The 14,860-nt window shown below is 69.4% G+C and carries 17 protein-coding genes; 13 read left to right on the forward strand and 4 right to left on the reverse strand.

The window, feature by feature from the left end; translation table 11 throughout:
* Positions 1-23: 23 nt before the first annotated feature.
* The 8 genes from ACWDEX_RS25695 to ACWDEX_RS25730 all read left to right on the forward strand — a co-directional run bounded on the left by ACWDEX_RS25695 (position 24) and on the right by ACWDEX_RS25730 (position 7,473).
* Positions 24-1,364 (forward strand): CpaF family protein, encoded by a 1,341-nt coding sequence (locus tag ACWDEX_RS25695; RefSeq protein ID WP_450466342.1) that lies wholly within the window; start codon positions 24-26, stop codon positions 1,362-1,364.
* Between the two features lie 31 nt (positions 1,365-1,395).
* Complete coding sequence (locus tag ACWDEX_RS25700) at positions 1,396-2,343, forward strand: type II secretion system F family protein (protein WP_450466344.1); 948 nt, start codon at positions 1,396-1,398, stop codon at positions 2,341-2,343.
* 13 nt (positions 2,344-2,356) lie between these two features.
* On the forward strand, positions 2,357-3,247 hold the full coding sequence (locus ACWDEX_RS25705) for a DUF5936 domain-containing protein (protein WP_450466345.1): 891 nt from the start codon (positions 2,357-2,359) through the stop codon (positions 3,245-3,247).
* Complete coding sequence (locus ACWDEX_RS25710; RefSeq protein ID WP_450466347.1) at positions 3,244-4,548, forward strand: sensor histidine kinase; 1,305 nt, start codon at positions 3,244-3,246, stop codon at positions 4,546-4,548. Before ACWDEX_RS25705 ends, ACWDEX_RS25710 begins: the two co-directional genes overlap by 4 nt.
* A complete protein-coding gene (locus ACWDEX_RS25715) occupies positions 4,541-5,293 on the forward strand; it encodes a response regulator (protein ID WP_450466348.1) in 753 nt (250 codons plus the stop codon). The genes ACWDEX_RS25710 and ACWDEX_RS25715 overlap by 8 nt, the downstream gene beginning before the upstream one ends.
* Positions 5,294-5,404: 111 nt before the next feature.
* On the forward strand, positions 5,405-5,620 hold the full coding sequence (locus ACWDEX_RS25720; RefSeq protein WP_450466439.1) for a hypothetical protein: 216 nt from the start codon (positions 5,405-5,407) through the stop codon (positions 5,618-5,620).
* Positions 5,620-6,225, forward strand: coding sequence for a pilus assembly protein TadG-related protein (locus tag ACWDEX_RS25725; RefSeq protein ID WP_450466441.1), 606 nt, complete (start codon positions 5,620-5,622; stop codon positions 6,223-6,225). Before ACWDEX_RS25720 ends, ACWDEX_RS25725 begins: the two co-directional genes overlap by 1 nt.
* Before the next feature lie 612 nt (positions 6,226-6,837).
* A complete protein-coding gene (locus tag ACWDEX_RS25730) occupies positions 6,838-7,473 on the forward strand; it encodes an OmpA family protein (RefSeq protein ID WP_450466350.1) in 636 nt (211 codons plus the stop codon).
* A gap of 233 nt (positions 7,474-7,706) precedes the next feature.
* Here the strand turns inward: ACWDEX_RS25730 and ACWDEX_RS25735 are convergent, their stop codons facing one another.
* The 3 genes from ACWDEX_RS25735 to ACWDEX_RS25745 all read right to left on the reverse strand — a co-directional run bounded on the left by ACWDEX_RS25735 (position 7,707) and on the right by ACWDEX_RS25745 (position 9,229).
* A complete protein-coding gene (locus ACWDEX_RS25735) occupies positions 7,707-8,057 on the reverse strand; it encodes a hypothetical protein (protein WP_450466351.1) in 351 nt (116 codons plus the stop codon).
* Between the two features lie 118 nt (positions 8,058-8,175).
* Positions 8,176-8,367: a hypothetical protein gene (locus ACWDEX_RS25740; protein WP_450466352.1), complete on the reverse strand. Its 192-nt coding sequence runs from the start codon at positions 8,365-8,367 to the stop codon at positions 8,176-8,178.
* 10 nt (positions 8,368-8,377) lie between these two features.
* Complete coding sequence (locus ACWDEX_RS25745; protein WP_450466353.1) at positions 8,378-9,229, reverse strand: helix-turn-helix domain-containing protein; 852 nt, start codon at positions 9,227-9,229, stop codon at positions 8,378-8,380.
* A 288-nt stretch (positions 9,230-9,517) separates the two neighbouring features.
* On the opposite strand from ACWDEX_RS25745, the gene ACWDEX_RS25750 reads away from it, so the two are divergent.
* The 4 genes from ACWDEX_RS25750 to ACWDEX_RS25765 all read left to right on the forward strand — a co-directional run bounded on the left by ACWDEX_RS25750 (position 9,518) and on the right by ACWDEX_RS25765 (position 12,691).
* Positions 9,518-10,030, forward strand: coding sequence for an ATP-binding protein (locus tag ACWDEX_RS25750; protein WP_450466354.1), 513 nt, complete (start codon positions 9,518-9,520; stop codon positions 10,028-10,030).
* A 214-nt stretch (positions 10,031-10,244) separates the two neighbouring features.
* Entirely contained in the window at positions 10,245-10,859 is a 615-nt protein-coding gene (locus ACWDEX_RS25755) for a dihydrofolate reductase family protein (RefSeq protein WP_450466355.1), read from the forward strand.
* A gap of 53 nt (positions 10,860-10,912) precedes the next feature.
* Positions 10,913-11,785, forward strand: coding sequence for an LLM class flavin-dependent oxidoreductase (locus tag ACWDEX_RS25760; RefSeq protein ID WP_450466357.1), 873 nt, complete (start codon positions 10,913-10,915; stop codon positions 11,783-11,785).
* A 141-nt stretch (positions 11,786-11,926) separates the two neighbouring features.
* Positions 11,927-12,691, forward strand: coding sequence for a class I SAM-dependent methyltransferase (locus ACWDEX_RS25765; protein ID WP_450466358.1), 765 nt, complete (start codon positions 11,927-11,929; stop codon positions 12,689-12,691).
* Positions 12,692-12,773: 82 nt separating this feature from the next.
* On the opposite strand, the gene ACWDEX_RS25770 is transcribed toward ACWDEX_RS25765, so the two are convergent.
* Entirely contained in the window at positions 12,774-13,109 is a 336-nt protein-coding gene (locus ACWDEX_RS25770; RefSeq protein WP_450466359.1) for a DUF192 domain-containing protein, read from the reverse strand.
* Positions 13,110-13,875: 766 nt separating this feature from the next.
* Between ACWDEX_RS25770 and ACWDEX_RS25775 the strand changes: the two genes are divergently transcribed.
* The gene (locus ACWDEX_RS25775; RefSeq protein ID WP_450466361.1) at positions 13,876-14,649 is read left to right on the forward strand and encodes an isoprenyl transferase; all 774 of its coding nucleotides are present in this window, start codon (positions 13,876-13,878) and stop codon (positions 14,647-14,649) included.
* The last annotated feature ends 211 nt before the right edge of the window (positions 14,650-14,860 follow it).

The following is a 14,860-nucleotide window of genomic DNA, read 5'->3' on the forward strand; positions in this document are numbered from 1 at the left end:
AACGAGAGGAGTTGACGACAGGCATGAGCCTCCGCTCCCGTATCGCCGCCCCCGACGACGGCGCGGCCGCCCGCGAGGACGGGCACCTCGTCGCGGTCTACCGCGCCAAGCTCCTCGAGGAGATCGACCTTGCCGAGATGTCCGGCCTCGCGGCCGCCGAACGAAGGGTCCGCCTGGAGCGTGTCCTCGGCCACATCATCAGCCGGGAGGGGCCGGTCCTCTCCTCCTCCGAACGCTCCCAGCTCATCCGCAGGGTCGTCGACGAGGCACTCGGCCTCGGCGTCCTCGAACCGCTCCTCGCCGACGCGTCGATCACCGAGATCATGGTGAACGGGCCGGACTCCATCTTCGTGGAGCGGGCCGGCCGGGTCGAACAACTACCGCTCCGCTTCGCCTCCGCCGAGCAGCTGATGCAGACCATCGAGCGGATCGTCTCGACGGTCAACCGCCGCGTCGACGAGTCGAACCCGATGGTCGACGCCCGCCTGCCCACCGGCGAACGCGTCAACGTCATCATCCCGCCCCTCGCCCTGACCGGCCCCACCCTCACCATCCGCCGCTTCCCGCGCGCCTATACGCTCCCCGAACTCATCGGCCTGGGCTCCCTCGACGAGCAGATGCTGATGCTGCTCGCCGCCTTCGTCCGTGCCCGCTTCAACCTCATCGTCAGCGGCGGTACCGGCAGTGGGAAGACGACCCTGCTCAACGCCCTCTCCGGGCTCATCCCGTCCCACGAGCGCATCATCACCATCGAGGACTCCGCCGAACTCCAGCTCCAGCAGGAGCATGTGATCCGTCTGGAGTCCCGACCGCCGAACGTCGAGGGCAAAGGCCAGATCACCATCCGCGACCTGGTCCGCAACAGCCTGCGGATGCGCCCCGACCGCATCATCGTCGGTGAGGTCCGCGGCGGCGAGACCCTGGACATGCTCCAGGCGATGTCGACGGGCCACGACGGCTCGCTCGCCACCGTCCACGCCAACTCCGCCGAGGACGCGCTGATGCGGCTGCAGACCCTCGGCTCCATGTCCGAGGTGACGATCCCCTTCGAAGCGCTCAAGGACCAGATCAACTCGGCCGTCGACGTCATCGTCCAGCTCGCCCGGTACGCCGACGGCTCCCGCAAGATCGTGGAGGTCGCGCTCGTCGTGTCGCACGGCCGAGACCAGTTCCGGATCGCCACCGTGTCCCGTTTCGTCCCCCAGCCCCTCGCCGCCGACCGGGTCGTCCGCGGCCACTTCGAGCACCTCCCGCTGCCCCGGCCGGTCGCCGAGAAGCTCTACGGCGCCGGTGAACCGCTCCCGCCGGCCTTCGGTGTCGCGGAGGCCATCGACGTCTTCGGCAGCAGAGGGGCCCTCGGATGATCCCCGCCCACACCCACGAGAGGAGCGAGCCGTGAACCACCCCGCCCTCCTCGCCCTCGGCGCCACCATCCTCACCGGCACCCTCGCCGTCGCGGGCCTGCACACGTACGCGTCCGGCCGCGCCCAGCGCCGGGCACTGGTCGGCCGGCTCTCCGGCGGCGCCGCGGGCCCCGCACGAACGGCGGCGGGCCGCGTGCCGCACTTCACGGGCGTCGACCGCCGACTGCGCCGCACCCGTCTGGGCCGCGCCGTCCATCTGCGGCTGTCGGCGACCGGCCTCGATGTGACCACAGGGGAGTTCGTCAGCTACGTCACCGTGATCACCGTCGCGCTCTGGCTGATCGCGGCGGCGACCCTGGCCCCCTTCTTCGGGCCGATCGCCGCACTCGTCGGCGTGTGGAGCGCGGCCATCTTCCTCAACTGGCAGCGGCAGAAACGCATCGAGGCCTTCATCAACCAGCTCCCGGACGTGGCCCGGCTCCTGGCCAACGCCACGGCCGCCGGTCTCGCCCTGCGCACGGCCCTCGCCATGGCCGCCGAGGAACTGGAGGCACCAGCAGGCGAAGAACTGTCCCGTGTCGCCGACCAGTTGACACTCGGTCGCTCGATCGACGGCGCCCTCGACGAACTGGCCGAACGCCTCCCGTCCCGCGAACTCATCGTTCTGGTCACCACACTCGTCCTGGCCAACAAGGCGGGCGGCTCGGTGGTGAACTCGCTGCGCAACCTCACCCAGACCCTGGAGGACCGCAAGGAGACACGGCGTGAGGTGCGCACCATGCTCTCCGAGGTCCACGCCACGGCCTTCACGGTCCCGTTGCTGGGCCTGGGCTCCCTCGTCCTGATCAATTCATCGAACGAGGGCGCCCTGACCCGCGTCACCAGCTCCCCGCTCGGCCAGGGGCTGGTCCTGCTCGCGCTCGGCCTCTACACGGTCGGCTTCTTCGTCATCCGCCGACTCGGCAAGATCGAAGTGTGAGGGGGAGTACGAGATGGCGGCACTGCTCCTCGCCCTGCTGACCGCCCTCGCGGTCACCGGGATCCTCCTCGGCATCCGCATGATCCGAGCTGACGCCAAACTGCCGAGCGATCTCACGCTCGCCCTGGAGGTGGGTGCCACCCGGGTCTCCAAGACGGACTCGGCGGTCGACCGCCTCGGTATGCGCTTCGCCCCGCTCGTACTGCGCCTGATGGGCCCGCGCCGCGTCGACGCCAAACGCCGCCGCATCGACATGGCGGGCAACCCGGGCGGTCTCACCTTGGACAGGTACGCCGCGCGCCGGGCCGTCTACGGCATCTTCGGCCTGGTCCTCGGCCTGGTCTTCCTGTCCAACGGGCAGCTCCTGTTCGCCGCGGTCACGTTCGCCTTCGGGCTGGTGGCCGCCGACGTGCTGATCTGGCAGGCCGTCCGCGAACGCAAGGACGTCATCGACCGCACCCTGCCCGACTTCCTGGACGTCCTCGCGGTCGTCGTCTCGGCGGGGCTCGGCTTCCGGCAGGCGCTGGACCGGGTCGCCGAGAAGTACGAGGGCCCCTGGGCCGACGAACTGCGCATCACTCTGCGCCAGATGGACATGGGCGTCAGCCGCCGCCAGGCCTTCGACGAACTGCGCAGGCGCAACTCCTCCGAGCAGGTCGCCCAGTTCGTCTCCGCCCTGCAACAGGGTGAGGAGCTGGGCTCCCCGATCGCGGAGACACTGATCCAACTGGCCACGGACATGCGCCGTACGGACGCCCAGAACGCCCGCCGCCGCGCGGCCAAGACGATCCCCAAGGCCACGATGGTCACCCTGGTCTTCATGCTCCCGGCGACGATGATCCTGATCGCCACAGGCATGTTCCTGGGCTCGGGGACGAACTTCGGATCGATCCTGGGCCGATGATGACGGGCCGCGCGGACCACCCCACCCCCGGGTACCTGGAGGACGACGCCCCACCGCCCGCCAGCGTCCGTCTCCAGCTGAGCGCGCTGCAGGCCCTGTGCCGCCAGACCGTCGTCGTACGCCTCGCCATGGTCGTGGTCGGCGCACCCTTCGCCCTGACCAACGCGCCGGACGGCACCCCCCGCTACGCGGTGCTCGCGGCCGCCGTCCTCGGTGTCATGACCTCGTACGCCCTGCTCCGCGACTGGGACCGCGCGGGCCCACGCCTGCTCGCCCACCCGACGCTGATGGCGCTCGACCTCCTCTTCGTCGCCACCCTCCTGCTGACCGCGTCCCCCGCGTCCCCCCTGGCGTACGCCACCGTATGCACCCCTCTGCTGTCCGGACTGCTCTACGGATGGCGTGGCGCGGGTGCCATCACCGGCCTCCAGCTAGCCGTCGTCCTCGCGGTGTTCCGGGCCTGGGAACACCGTCCCGGGGCGGGCGTCAGCACCCTTCTCGTCGCCGGATTCTGTGTCGCCGCGGGAATCATCGGTGTGACCCTGCGCAACCTGATGTTCCGCTTCGGCGCGGCGAGCGAGGCGCTGTCCGAGGCGAACTCCCGCCTGGCGGCGACGGAGGCCGTCGCGTCCGAACGGGCCCGGCTGGCCCGGGAGATGCACGACTCGGTGGCCAAGACGTTGCACGGCCTCGCCCTCGCCGCCGAGGCTCTCGCCGCCTCCGCGGACCACTGCGACCCAGAGGCGCTCAAGCGCCAGGCGGCCCTGGTGGCGGACGCGGCACGCCGGGCGGCGTCCGAGTCCCGCGACCTGCTGTCGGACCTGCGCCGCCACACGGACATCGCCGCACATACCACTGACGTGACGGCAGAAGTCGATTCGTACGCACGGGAGTTCACCGAGCGCACCGGCACACGGGTGGAGCTGACGAACCCCGATTCCCCGCTTCACCTGCCCGCCGCGACGGCCCACCACATGATGGCGATCGTCTCGGAGGCACTGGAGAACACACACCGCCACGCCCACGCGACCCGCGCGCGGATCGACCTCACCGTCGCCGCGGACGGCGCGCTCGACCTGCGGATCGGGGACGACGGCGCCGGCCTGCCCCCGGCCGTCGCCGCCGGGGACCTGGCGAAATCCGGCCACTTCGGGCTGCTGGGCATGTCCGAACGCGCCGCCTTTCTGAACGGTCACCTCCGCGTGGGCCGCTCACCGCTCGGCGGCGTCGGGATCCATCTGCACATCCCCTTCACCACGACCGCTCCCCACACCCCCCAAGAGGAGGCCGCACATGCCTGACCAGGCACTTCCCGGCCCACCCCTGCGCGTCCTCGTGGCCGACGACAACCCGGTCGTACGGGCGGGCCTGACCGCCCTGCTCTCCGTCCACCACGACATCGAGGTGGTGGCAGAGGCGGCGGACGGCGGCCAGGCGCTCGCGTACGCGGCCCGGCACCGTCCTGACGTCGTCCTCCTGGACCTCCGTATGCCCGGCACGGACGGCCTGACCGCGCTCCCCGAACTGGCCCGCACAGCCCCCGTGATGATGCTGACCTACAGCCGGGAACCCGAGGTCGCGGCACAGGCGCTGCGCCGCGGGGCCTGTGCCTATCTGGTACACGGCGAGTTCACCGTGGCCGAACTGGTGGCAGCCGTACGAGGCATGAGGGCCCGCCGACCGGCCGTGCTCCCGTCCGCCGCGCGTGTCTCGTCTTCGCTCGGTGTTTCATACGAACCGAGGGAATCTACTTCGCATCTGCAACCGGTTGTGGCACATTCATCCAGGCATCGGCCCGCCCGTGCGGGAGGCCTGCGGCGCCGTGCCGCGGGTTGGCTGGACTTCGGTCTGAGTTCCAGGGAGGTGGAGGTCATGGATCTCATCGCGGCCGGTATGAACAACCGGCAGATCGCCGCCACCTGCTTCATCAGCGAGAAGACGGTCAAGAATCACATCAATCGCATCTTCGCAAAGCTGCACAGTTCTTCGCGTAGCGAAGCGATCGCCCACTGGCTGGGCACGGTGGTGGAGGGGTGGGGGCGATGACACCACGCTTGTGCCGAAGTTGGGTCCCTGGGCCCACTCCGAGTGAGGGTGCTTTCACGTACCGTGCGCGAGTCGGTGGTATCCGCTTCGGGTGGGAGGGCAGGGGCCGTGATGACGAGGACGAGGCGCAGGCTCAGCGGGTGGGGGCGGACCGTGGTGTCCCGGGTTCGGGGGGCTGGACGGGATGCGGGGGCCGGGTTCGTGGAGTATGCGGGCCTGATGATCATCATTGCCGGGATCTTCACGTTGATCGACCAGTTGGGATTGGACGGCCTGATTTCGGGTGCGATCGGCGATGCGGTCGATCGTGTGATCGGCGGAGGCTGATTGCCCAACGTCTCCGCGGGGACGGAGGGCAGACCCTCCCCATTTACATCTGGCTGACGGGGATCTTGCTCTTCGCCGCCTTCGCGTTCTTTGCTTTCGCTCAAGCGGCGTCCGCGCGGAATGGTGCTCAATCCGCAGCGGACGCTGCTGCGTTGGCGGCCGCACAGAAGTCCCGTGACGAGCTGATGACCGGACTGCAAGATGCCATCGGCAATGACGACAAATGGTTGGACTGGCTCAAAGGCGACCTTTTCCGGGGCACAGGTGCGACAGGTGCAGCAGAACGGCTAGCTGCCGAGAATGATGCAACCGTGCAGGGAGGAGCCGTTCCCACCACGGTGAACGGCTTTCCTGGATACCGAGTAGCGATCGAGACGCGTTACACGGTCGGAAAGTCCATCATTCCGGGCACCGAGGCGAAGCATGCCAAAGCCCAGGCGACTGCGGTCATCGAACCCCGGTGCACCTTTGCCGAGGACGCCGATCCCAAGAAGCCCACGAGGCTGGACTGCGGCCACGAGATTGTGAACATCGATCCCGGAGATTTCAAACCGGATGACCTTCCGGACGCATCTGTGTTGTTCTCTGTGCATCTGGCTGAATGAAAGGAAGCCGTGCCGATGGATCTCCGGTACACCGCGAAGGGCCGCAGAGCGCTGGCTGCGGTGGCGATCGCAGCTGGGTTGCTCGTCACCGTGGTCGGCTGTGGTGGGGGAGGGGACGGGGGGGAATCGAAGGCGAGTCCTTCCTCTTCCTCTCCCGTGACTGCTAACGATGACGGTGCGGGGCAGCAGCAAGAACCGACATCCTCTGCGGACAAGGTGCTCGCGACAGCCAGGGATGGCGACATCACGGTGACGATCACTTCCGCGCTGCGGGATCAGGGAGGCTTCGTCACCGTGTCTGGCCAGGTGACGAATGGGAGCAGCCGTTCGTGGCTTGGCGCCGACTGGCAGAGTAATGAGACCGAGTTGGCGAACAACGGTGGATCGCTCTCGGGAGCGAGCCTGGTTGACGAGAAGGGCAAGAAGAAATACCTCGTTCTGCGCGACACGTCAGGACGGTGCCTGTGCACAAAGTTCTCGCGAGTACGGCCAGGAGGCTCCGCGAGCTGGTTCGCTCAGTTCCCCGCCCCACCCGCAGGGACTGCCCAGGTGAACTTCCAGGTTGGCGGCTTGCCCCCCACTCCTGTTCAAATCTCCCAGGGGTGAACGACCATGGCCCTCACCCTCCGAGCTACCGCCCTCACCATCCTCACCGCCCTCACCCTGGCCGGCAGCCCCCCGGCCGTAGCCGACGACAACCCCAGCGCACCCCCCGGTGGCGCCCCCACCTCCCCACCTCCGTCCGTCGACCCCACCAGCCCGGGACTGAAGCTCGCCGACGGAGCGACCCTCGCGCCCGCCAAGGTGCTGGACATCAAGTCCGTCGTGGAGGACCTCGGTGGTGAGGAGAGGCGCGAGGACACCAACACGAACATCACGTTGGCCCTACAGGCCGAGGTGCTGTTCCCCAAGGACAGCGCCAAGCTGAACCCGGAGGCCCGCTCCCGCATCAACGCGATCGCGGACGAGATCAAGAAGCAGAACGCGACCACCGTCCGCGTCTTCGGCTTCACCGACAACCTCGGCACGTACGCCCACGGCCTGGTCCTCTCCAAGAAACGCGCGGAGGCGGTCCACGACCAGCTCGCCGCCGGCCTCGACGGGAACATGACGTTCGAGGTGCGCGGCTACAGCGAGGACTACCCGATCGCCGACAACTCCACGGAGGAGGGCCGCCGCAAGAACCGCCGCGTGGAGGTGTCGTTCCCGAGGGGAGCGTCACCCTCGGGAACAGCCGGCTCCGGCTGACCCTGGGCGAATCACCGGCGCAGCCACTGCCCGGGGCGGTACGGCCGCGCTGACGCTGATCTCCGTGCTCGCCCCTCGTCGGCCGTGTCCCGGGGGGTGGTGTACCGGCCGGAGCGTTACACATTCGGCGAATGTGTAACGCTTACGGATTCCCCTACCGACGGACAGCCGCGGCCTATGACGTCCGCGCATGTAACCGGTGATCCGCTGCGAGCCATCCCCTGAGGCCACGGTCAGCTGGGCCAGTCCACCATCGCCCCGAAGAGGATCAGGGCGAACACCACGGTGCCAGGCGCGAGAAGTGCGAAGAGCGCGCGGCGTTCGGGCTTCTCGTCCCCCATCAGACACCAACTGCTGATCAGCAGTATCGCCGACGCGGCAAGGCCCACCTGAAGGACCGTGAAGGCGGTGTCGAAGCTCCTGGTGAACCTCGTGTTCTGGGCGCTGTCACACGAATCGCAGGCCATGGGGCTGAGCCCGCCGAAGACGAGGGCGAAGAAGCCGAGAGGGAGCGTGAGAACGGTCGAGACCAGGGGAGCGATCCACGTACCCCGCACCCGGTCCTTCGGTGTGTTGTCCAGCATGTGCTCCACCCAACCGAAGCCGGTGCAACGGCACCTGAGCACTCGTACTCAAGTAGCCGATAGGTGAACTGACCTGTCGCTTCTAGGTTCAGGGCAGCACTCCTGACCGCAGTGACCCTCAGAGCAGGTGATCGGCCTTCCCTGCCTTGATCTCACGGATGAGGACGGCAAGTGCCTCGCGGGTGTCTACGAGAGGGTGGTCTTCCTGTCCGGCGACGGCGATATAGGCGTTGCCGTCGGTGTCGGTGCCTATGCGGAAACAGTTGTTCCCTTCTCCGCAGAAGGGTTCTTCCCAGTGAATGCCGGTCACGGTCTCTCCCTTAAAGTTCGCGGGCGATCCGGTGGATAAGGTCACGAGAGGCTGCCGGGTGCAACGCGGCACTGTCCATCCAGTCCAGGTGGACACGGTACTTGGCCAGTTGCGCTTCGGCGTGGGTGAATTCTGGCCCGTGTGCGGAGTCGAGCTGCACGGTGTCGAGCTGGGGTACCACTCCGTCCGCGTACAGCAGCGCGTGTCCCGCTCCCGGGAAACCGCTGACACCGAACGAGATGATGCGCACCTCGACGTTCGCGCGCTCGGACTGTGCGCACAAGTACTTCAGCTGCTCCCGGGTCGCCTCGGTGCCGCCGAACGGCATGTGCAGAGCCGCTTCATGGATGTACGCGACGTAGCGCAGGGATGTGGGGTGTTCCAGGACTTGCTGCCGCTCCATACGGTGGGCTACGCGTAGCTCGACCTGCAACCTGGTCAACGGCGGTAGTACCGCGCCGAAGACTCCGCGGGCGTACTCTTCGGTCTGGAGAAGACCCGGTACGTGCATGACCTGGACGGTGCGTACCCGGGCGGCATGCCACTCCAGTTCCGCGATGTCGAGCAACCCGGCGGGCAGACTGCCCCGGTGGTTCTCCCACCACCCGTGTTCCTTGCCTGCCGCCATGGTGGCCAGCGCCTCGATGTAGGGCTCGTCCGCGCAGGCATAGTTGCAGGCAAGAGTGCGGACTCGCTCGGCGGAGAAGGGCCGGATGCCGGACTCCATGTTGGACAACCTCGTCCGGTCGATTCCGAGCAGCCCTGCGGCGTACTCGGTTGTGCAGCCGGCGGCGAGGCGCAGCTTGCGCATCTCGGCGCCCAGTCGTTTCTGACGCTCTGTTGGCGTGGTCCTGGTTGGCATGCCGCCCCTTCTTGTCGCGGGTGGCCCTCAGTTTGCCCGGCCGGCCTCGCGCGAGTCTGTCGGGTAGGGGTAATTATCCCCGAATTCGTGGGCAACGTGACTCTAAGGCTCCTACTGTCGGTGATGAAGCGCACACGTACCGCATCGCCGGAAGCGCATCGCGCGAGCCTGCCCGCACGCTCCTTCCCTGGGAAGGGAGGGCCCGCGCCAGGGAGACAAGCCACCGGCCGCACGCATCGAGCCCGCGTTGAAGCGGCCTCGAACCGCTTACCAGACAACGGAGTTGCCATGCCCGCATCCGCAAGCCCGATGGCCTGCCCCCTCTCCACCACCCCCCTTCCCCCCACCCCACCCCAGCCGGAAACCCTCGCCTACAGCCTCACCCTCCCCGCCGCCCCCACAAGTGCCGCGATCGCGAGAGCAGCCGCCCGTACCGTCCTGAGCCTGCACGGCCTCGGCGACATGACCGACGCGGCGGTCCACGTGGCCAGCGAACTGACCGCCTGTGCCTGCCGTTTCACCACCGCCGACGACGTGTACATCTCGCTCCGCTACCGCGACGGCGCGCTCCGCGTGATCCTCTACGACAGCCATCCCCGACACACCCACCCCCGACTCTCGGCCGCCTGCGACGCCCGGCGCCGCGCGGACCTGCGCGTGCTCGCCTGCGTCGTCCGCGCCTGCCACGGCGACTGGGGCTTCGGCGCAGCCCACGAGCCGGGCGGCGGCACGCGCATGTGGGCGGTACTGCCGAGGCAGGGGGCGGGGGCGTACGGAATCTCGGATCACGCCAGTGGGTGAAGCGAGCGGTCGCTTTCGGCACCCGCGCGTAGCCGCCCGGCGACCCACCGCCGTCGCGCCCGCCCAGCTCCGCGACCGCGCGCTCCTGCCGCCGAGCGCACCGCCGCCCGCGCACGCAACCTTCCAAAACGAAGCGCGTGGCAACCGGGTCCCACGCGGCCCCGCCTGAGTACCGTGGGCCACGAGCCCGGGACCGAGGTCGGCGAGGTGTGCCATGAGAAAGATCATTCTGATGATGTCCACGTCCCTTGACGGGTACATCGAGGGTCCGAACCGCGAGATCGACTGGCACCTGGTCGACGACGAACTGCACCAGCACTTCAACGACGTCCTGAAGGAGATGGGTGCCTTCCTCAACGGACGTGTCACCTACCAGCTCATGGCCGGCTTCTGGCCGGGCGCCGACCGTGACCCGGCCGCACCCGCACCCGTGGTCGAGTTCGCGCGGCTCTGGCGGAACATGCCGAAGGTCGTGTTCTCCCGGACCCTCCAGCACGCCGACTGGCACACCACCATCGTCCGGGACGTCGTCGCCGAGGACATCCGCGCGCTCAAGGCGCAGGAGGGCGGCGACCTCGCGCTCGGCGGCTGCGACCTCGCAGCCGAGTTCCTGCGGCAGGACCTCGTCGACGAGTTCCGGATCTACGTCCACCCGGTGCTCATCGGCCGTGGCAAGCGGCTCTTCCCCCAAGCCGAAGCCGAGACCCTGACCTCCCTGCGGCTGATCGACTCCCGCCGGTTCGGCAACGGCGTGGTGCTCCTTCACTACGAGCGTGCCGGGACGGGCGCAGCCGGTAGCACGCCGCCGTCAGGAGACGCGACCGATTGACCGCCGGTCATAAACGTGTTGTCCGGGCCGGGAGCACTCGGTAGGAAGAACATATGACTGGACTCGGTGCGGTGTTCCGGCCCCAACTGCCTCCCGAGCGGCTGCGCGCGATCGCGCGGCTCGCGGACGAGTCGGGCCTCGACGAGCTGTGGCTGTGGGAGGACTGCTTCCTGGAAGGCGGGATCTCGACCGCGTCCGCCGCGCTCGCCTGGACAGAGCGGCTGCGCGTGGGCGTCGGGCTGCTGCCCGTGCCCCTGCGGAACGTCGCGCTCACCGCGATGGAGGCGGCCACCCTCGAGCGGATGTTCCCGGGGCGGGCGATCCTCGGCGTCGGGCACGGCGTCCAGAGCTGGATGGGGCAGGTCGGCGCACGCGCCGAGTCCCCCGTGACGCTGCTGCGCGAGTACCTCGACGCACTGCGAGCCCTGCTCGGCGGGGAGCGCGTCACCGTGGACGGGCGCTACGTGAAACTGGACGGCGTCGCCCTTGACTGGCCGCCCGCCGACGCGGTCCGCATCCTCGCCGGGGTCACCGGCCCGCGCTCGCTGCGCCTGTCCGGCGAGGCGGCCGACGGCACCATCCTGACCGCGGCCAACGCACCCGAGGACGTACGACGGGCCCGCCGGCTCATCGACGAGGGACGGAAGTCGGCGGCCCGCACCGATCCCCACCACGTCGTCGCCTACCTCCACACCGCCACCGGACCCGACGCCGCCGCCCGGCTGCGCGCCGAGATCGAGGCCAACCGGGAGGACCCGGTGCCCGAGCACGGAGTGGCCGGGGACGCGGACGCGGTCGCCAAAGCCGTCCAGCGGCTCGCCGACGCGGGTGCCGACACGGTGGTCCTGCAGCCGACGGCGGACGAACCGGACCCCGAGGGCTTCATCCGCTTCGCGGCCCGTGAAGTACGCCCGCGAGTGCCGTAGGCCACGAAGCCTGTGGCCGACCTCGTTGAGGAGCAGGGGCGGTTGCCGGTGCCGGGCACCGATGCGGCGCCGTGCCCGCCCGGTGACCGGCACCGCGGAAAACCGGTCGCGCCCTCTCCGGCCCGCTGGCAGGATCGCGGCATGACCGCACGCCGCAGCTTCGAGGACCTCGTCCGCGAAGCCGTCGACGCCCCCGTCGACGGCTGGGACTTCTCCTGGTTCGAGGGCCGGGCCACGGAGGAGCGGCCGCCGTGGGGGTACGCGCGGTCGATGACGGAGCGGCTCGCGCACGCGTCCGCCGCGCTCGACATCCAGACCGGGGGAGGGGAGGTCCTCGCCTCCGCCCCGACGCTGCCGCCGCTCACCGTCGCCACCGAGGGCTGGCCGCCGAACGTCGCGAAGGCGACAGGCCTGTTGCACCCGCGTGGCGCCGTGGTCGTCGCCTCGCCGGAGGACGCTCCGCTGCCGTTCGCGGACGGAGCCTTCGACCTCGTCACCAGTCGGCACCCGGTGCGCACGTACTGGCACGAGATCGCCCGCGTCCTGCGCCCCGGCGGCACGTACTTCTCCCAGCAGATCGGTCCGGCCAGCGCCTTCGAGGTCGTCGAGTACTTCCTGGGTCCCCAGCCGGAGGAGGTCCGCACCAGCCGTGACCCGCGGCGCGCGCGGACGGAGGCCGAGACGTCGGGCCTTGAGGTGGTCGACCTCCAGGAGGCACGGCTGCGCATGGAGTTCCACGACATCGGCGCCGTCGTCCACTTCCTGCGCAAGGTGATCTGGATGGTCCCGGGCTTCACCGTGGAGCAGTACGAGCCCCGACTCCGGTCCCTGCACGCGCGAATCGAGAGCGAGGGCCCGTTCGTCGCCCACAGCACCCGCTTCCTGATCGAGGCCCGTAAGCACTGATACGCGTAAGCAAAGCCCCCGCGGACGACAGCGCACGGGGGCCGGGGCCGAGAGGTCCCGCGCAGCACACCGCGACCATGGGTCAACCGTCCTGGACGAGGATCCGTACGCCGCGCTGAATCCCCCAGCGCTCCATCGCCCCCGCTTCCGCCTCCAGCACGTGACGCGCACGCGGGCGCGGCAGCCCGATCCGCCCCGGCAGCATCGTCCGCACCGCCATCACCCGCATCGCCCGGTCCAGATACGCGACGTCGATCGCGAACCGCATCCCCAGGGTGTGCACCGCGCTCGCCGGGCTGAGCAGAAGCGCCCCCTCGATCCCGGCGCGCCCGAGCAGCCCGCGCCGCCGGGCGCGCGCCGACAGGGCGACCTCCAGCGGTACCGGGCCCGGCGACCCCGCCGTCGTGAACGTGGACATGACCGCGAAGGTAGCGGCTGGGTCAAGCGCGCGTTCCCGACGCGGGTCACCCACTCGGAGTAGGTGGCGACAGGTGACGAATGCCTCACCAGTACGCGCAAGCCGCACGAGTACCTCGGGATTCGGCCGGATCGCCTTGGAATCCGCTGTGATTCGGCCATGAATACGCCCTGAACGAGCGCCTCCGCACCCACCACCACGTCGCCGGACGACTTCGGAGAGTAGTTGTGGCACGCCGATGCACGCAGCATCACTCACAAAGGGTTATGGTGGAAACCCCCCCTCGGGCCGGTCCGTCTCCCCCCCACGGACCGGCCCGTTTTTCTTTCCCCTGTATGCGCCCCGTCGCGCGCCCTCGGCACGGCCCGTTCGATCGCCCGCCCATACGGCCGGGACGGGCCCGTTTCCTCTCCCTCGTGCGCCCCCGTCGCGCGCCTCCCCCGCGCGGCCGGCGGACGTGCCTCTCCATGTGCCCGTCCCGCGGTTCTTCGTACGGCGCGGAGGGGTCGCGCGGCCCGCCGTCGAGCCGTCCCCGGCGCCCCCGCCCCGGACGACGGTCCCTCGTACAGCCACCCGGAACCCGGGCGGCAAGCCGCCGTTTCCACCTGCGAAACCGGGGCCGGTTCCCAATCCTCTTGGCAGGAGCCCTTCGTGCTCCGGGGGTAGGCTTCCCCTCCGGGGACCGCCATCCGACGGGGACCGCCATCTGACGGGGATCGCGCACGCCCGCACCTGATCTGATCCGCACGGAGGGGCTGACAATCACGTGAACCTGCGCGACAAGCTGCGTGGCCTGCTGGTCAGGCTGTACGCACGCCGGGTGGAAGGCCACCTGGACCACGCTCAGGTGCCCAAGCACATCGGCGTCATCATGGACGGCAACCGGCGCTGGGCGAAGGCGGCGGGCTCGACCACCGCGCAGGGCCACCGGGCCGGGGCCGACAAGATCGAAGAGTTCCTCGGCTGGTGCGCCGAGACGGACGTCGAGGTCGTCACGCTCTGGCTGCTGTCGACGGACAACTTCGACAGACCGCGCGAGGAACTCGTCCCGCTCCTCGGCATCATCGAGGACGTCGTCCGCTCCCTCGCCTCCGACGGCCGCTGGCGCGTGCACCATGTGGGCGCGCGCGACCTGCTTCCCTCGCCGATGCAGAACGCCCTCAAGGAGGCCGAGGAGTCCACCGCGCACAACGACGGGATACTCGTCAACGTCGCCATCGGCTACGGCGGCCGCCAGGAGATCGCCGAGGCCGTGCGCTCCATGATCCTCGACGCCCGGGACAAGGGCACCTCGATGGAGGACCTCGCCGAGTCCGTCGACGTCGACATGATCGGCAAGCACCTCTACACCAGCGATCAGCCCGACCCCGACCTGGTGATCCGTACGAGCGGCGAGCAGCGTCTGTCCGGTTTCATGCTCTGGCAGACCGCCCACTCGGAGTACTACTTCTGCGAGGTCTACTGGCCGGCCTTCCGCAAGGTCGACTTCCTGCGCGCCCTGCGCGACTACGCCGCCCGGCACCGGCGCTACGGCGGCTGACACTCCTCGCCACGGGCCGCCGGGCACTCCTCGCCACGGCGGTAGGGCACTGCTTGTCACGGCGGCCCGGCGCCCACGCACCCCGGGACGCGTTCCACCCGTTCGGTGACAGACGTCACGAGGAGTCAACGGCGCCCCCTGGTGCGCCGTGGCATGGCGGCGCTTGTTCGAGGGCATAAGGGAAGCAGGTCGGCACCCGAATCACGGGTGT

The organism is Streptomyces sp. NPDC001020 (assembly GCF_053599115.1).

What these genes read in the sequence shown, in the direction of transcription:
- ACWDEX_RS25695 (WP_450466342.1), top strand. Translation starts at nt 24, where the DNA reads ATGAGCCTCCGCTCCCGTATCGCCGCCCCCGACGACGGCGCGGCCGCC.
- ACWDEX_RS25705 (WP_450466345.1), top strand. Translation starts at nt 2,357, where the DNA reads ATGGCGGCACTGCTCCTCGCCCTGCTGACCGCCCTCGCGGTCACCGGG.
- ACWDEX_RS25710 (WP_450466347.1), top strand. Translation starts at nt 3,244, where the DNA reads ATGATGACGGGCCGCGCGGACCACCCCACCCCCGGGTACCTGGAGGAC.
- ACWDEX_RS25715 (WP_450466348.1), top strand. Translation starts at nt 4,541, where the DNA reads ATGCCTGACCAGGCACTTCCCGGCCCACCCCTGCGCGTCCTCGTGGCC.
- ACWDEX_RS25720 (WP_450466439.1), top strand. Translation starts at nt 5,405, where the DNA reads ATGACGAGGACGAGGCGCAGGCTCAGCGGGTGGGGGCGGACCGTGGTG.
- ACWDEX_RS25730 (WP_450466350.1), top strand. Translation starts at nt 6,838, where the DNA reads ATGGCCCTCACCCTCCGAGCTACCGCCCTCACCATCCTCACCGCCCTC.
- ACWDEX_RS25735 (WP_450466351.1), bottom strand. Translation starts at nt 8,057, where the DNA reads ATGCTGGACAACACACCGAAGGACCGGGTGCGGGGTACGTGGATCGCT.
- ACWDEX_RS25745 (WP_450466353.1), bottom strand. Translation starts at nt 9,229, where the DNA reads ATGCCAACCAGGACCACGCCAACAGAGCGTCAGAAACGACTGGGCGCC.
- ACWDEX_RS25750 (WP_450466354.1), top strand. Translation starts at nt 9,518, where the DNA reads ATGCCCGCATCCGCAAGCCCGATGGCCTGCCCCCTCTCCACCACCCCC.
- ACWDEX_RS25755 (WP_450466355.1), top strand. Translation starts at nt 10,245, where the DNA reads ATGAGAAAGATCATTCTGATGATGTCCACGTCCCTTGACGGGTACATC.
- ACWDEX_RS25760 (WP_450466357.1), top strand. Translation starts at nt 10,913, where the DNA reads ATGACTGGACTCGGTGCGGTGTTCCGGCCCCAACTGCCTCCCGAGCGG.
- ACWDEX_RS25765 (WP_450466358.1), top strand. Translation starts at nt 11,927, where the DNA reads ATGACCGCACGCCGCAGCTTCGAGGACCTCGTCCGCGAAGCCGTCGAC.
- ACWDEX_RS25770 (WP_450466359.1), bottom strand. Translation starts at nt 13,109, where the DNA reads ATGTCCACGTTCACGACGGCGGGGTCGCCGGGCCCGGTACCGCTGGAG.